Source organism: Pseudonocardia halophobica (assembly GCF_027922425.1).
Classification (GTDB): domain Bacteria; phylum Actinomycetota; class Actinomycetes; order Mycobacteriales; family Pseudonocardiaceae; genus Pseudonocardia; species Pseudonocardia halophobica.
The window spans coordinates 1-2,219 of sequence record NZ_BSFQ01000087.1; the positions used below are offsets into that span (position 1 = coordinate 1).

The following is a 2,219-nucleotide window of genomic DNA, read 5'->3' on the forward strand; positions in this document are numbered from 1 at the left end:
GGAGGGAATTGCCTAGTGGGTTGTCATTTCAAATGACAATTCTTCCCTTCCCGGCTACCCTGACCCCATCACCTGCCGCGTAAATCCTTTGTCTTTTATCCGGCCTCACATGTCACAAGTCATAAGTCTTATCCCTGATGTTCAAGGCCGCCATCCGCGTCAACAAGATCACCAGCATCGCCCAGCTGCGCGGGGCCACCCTCCACGCTGAACGGGCCGACGAGACCAGCCAAGCACGGCTGCGGGAAGGGGCTGAGCCAGGAGCGGGTCTGGCATGGTCCAAAGCCCCAGAGAGCGACCGCGACTACCTCGCCGCCTTCAAGGCCCATAAGGCCGAGCTGGGCGCTGGTGAACGCAAGGGCGCGCCTCTGTGCATGCAGGCGCTCTGTGTCGTGTCGCCGGAATGGGTCAAGGCGGCGGGCGACCTCCACGACCCCGAGAACCCCCGCAACCGCGCCCTGTTCGACCAGGCGAAGGCATGGGCGGAAAGCTGGGCTGGAAAGGGGGCGGTGTTCGGCGCACGTCTCGACCTGGACGAGGCAGGCGGCGCTGTGGTGGATCTGATGATTGCCCCGGTGCGCACCAGCCGCGGCAAGCCCGTGATCTCCACCCAGAAGGCCCTGGTCGAGCTGAAGGCCGCGACGGGGGAGAGGAACGAGTATTCGGCCCTGCAGACGTCCTGGGCGGACTGGTCGCGCCAGCATCTCGATGCCCAGATCGAACGAGGCACCCGCCGCGTCATCACCGATCGGCAGCATCTGACTCCCGAAACCTATGGCCTGGTGAAGGACAAGGCCCGGGAAGAAGTGCTGCGGGATCAAGTGCGGACCCCTGACGTTGTCCGTGCCCTTCAGAGCGCCTCAGAGCTGTCCCCAGAGGCCCTGGACGATCTGCGCGACCTTCTGCTGCTCCAGAGGGAGATACAGGCCCACAGGCGCGCTCCTGCTGCCTATGAGGCCCCTCGGGCATGGGCGCTGCAGCTCTCTCTGGTGGATGGCACGAAAACCGACCCCTGGCCAATCATCAACGATGTGCGCAAGGACGCAGAAAATGTCGTCACGACAGCCCAACGCTTCGGCATGGGCATGGATGACGACCGCAAGGGGTATGAGGCTGGACGGGCCTTCTTCCCGGCCCTGACCGACAGGATGCATCTGACGGCCGTCATCGCCAAATGTGCGGATTTCTGCGCTAGGGCGGAAGCCTTCGTGAAGAACACCCTCGCCCAGCTGCGCGGCGATGAACGGATACCCTACCCCAGCCACGCCCAGCTCTGGCCCCAGAACGCCGAAGCTGCGGTGACCCGCAATGAGCAGAACCTTGGCCTACGGGCGCCAGAGGTCACAAAAACCATTCAGCGCGAACCAAAACCGGAGATCGAAGTTGAGCAGGAAGCGCCGGTTCAGTCCAAGCACAGGTCGCGGGATCTGGACTTCTGATCTTCTCAGCAAACCCCGACAGATCAGCCTGGACAGGTTCCTGGGGAAAATCCCCCCCAGTCCCCCCCTTACCACCCGCTCAGCCCTCAAGGGCTTCGCGTGCGGTGGCAAACAAAAACTCCACAACCGCCCGAAGGCGGGGGATCGCCAGCCCTGTGAATGGGCGCTCCCCCCCGGCGCGCAAGCGCGCTCGGCTGTGGATTTTTTGCCTGCCTATATAAGAGTGAGAAGAGAAACATCGATTTTGCCTTGCTGCGTTGAATCACGAGCGAAGAAATTTTGACATCGAGCGAAGAAAACGCGACATCGAGCGAAGAAAATCGTTGAGATTTCTTCGCTCAGGGGACATAGTCGCTTCGCGTGAGAGACAATAAATCATACGAAAACCTTCGCTGGAGCGAAATCTTATGGCGCTGAATTTGCGAAAGCTGGAATACTCACCGACCGAGAACCCGTTCATGGATGGATCGGAGATTCAGACGAGCCACAAGACGGTGCGTACTCGCTCGGCACCCAAAGACCTGATGGACCCTGATACTGGCGAAGTCGTCGGATCGAGTATCATCCACGTCATTGAGGAGAAGGACGAAGAGCATTTCGTGAAGGTGTTCGCCGAGGGCGTGAAAGCAGCCTTCGATCTGAGTAAGACGGGTGCACGAGTGTTTCAGGCTGTCTTGGGCGAGTACCAGAAGTCGAAGCTGACAGGCGGATACTCCGACAGCGTGAGTCTGATCTGGTTCGATGATGGGCTGAACGGTCGCGCCTTGGACATGAGCGACC

At 60.6% G+C, this 2,219-nt stretch carries 2 protein-coding genes; both read left to right on the forward strand.

Annotated features, from left to right (window positions below; all coding sequences use genetic code 11):
* The first annotated feature begins 137 nt into the window (after positions 1–137).
* Positions 138–1,439 carry a plasmid recombination protein gene (locus PKE99_RS39110; RefSeq protein WP_189383119.1) on the forward strand — a complete coding sequence of 434 codons (1,302 nt, stop codon included), beginning with the start codon at positions 138–140 and terminating at the stop codon, positions 1,437–1,439.
* A gap of 407 nt (positions 1,440–1,846) precedes the next feature.
* Positions 1,847–2,219: hypothetical protein (locus PKE99_RS39115; RefSeq protein ID WP_438865944.1), on the forward strand; the 373-nt coding region annotated here is incomplete at its 3' end.

What these genes read in the sequence shown, in the direction of transcription:
- PKE99_RS39110 (WP_189383119.1), top strand. Translation starts at nt 138, where the DNA reads ATGTTCAAGGCCGCCATCCGCGTCAACAAGATCACCAGCATCGCCCAG.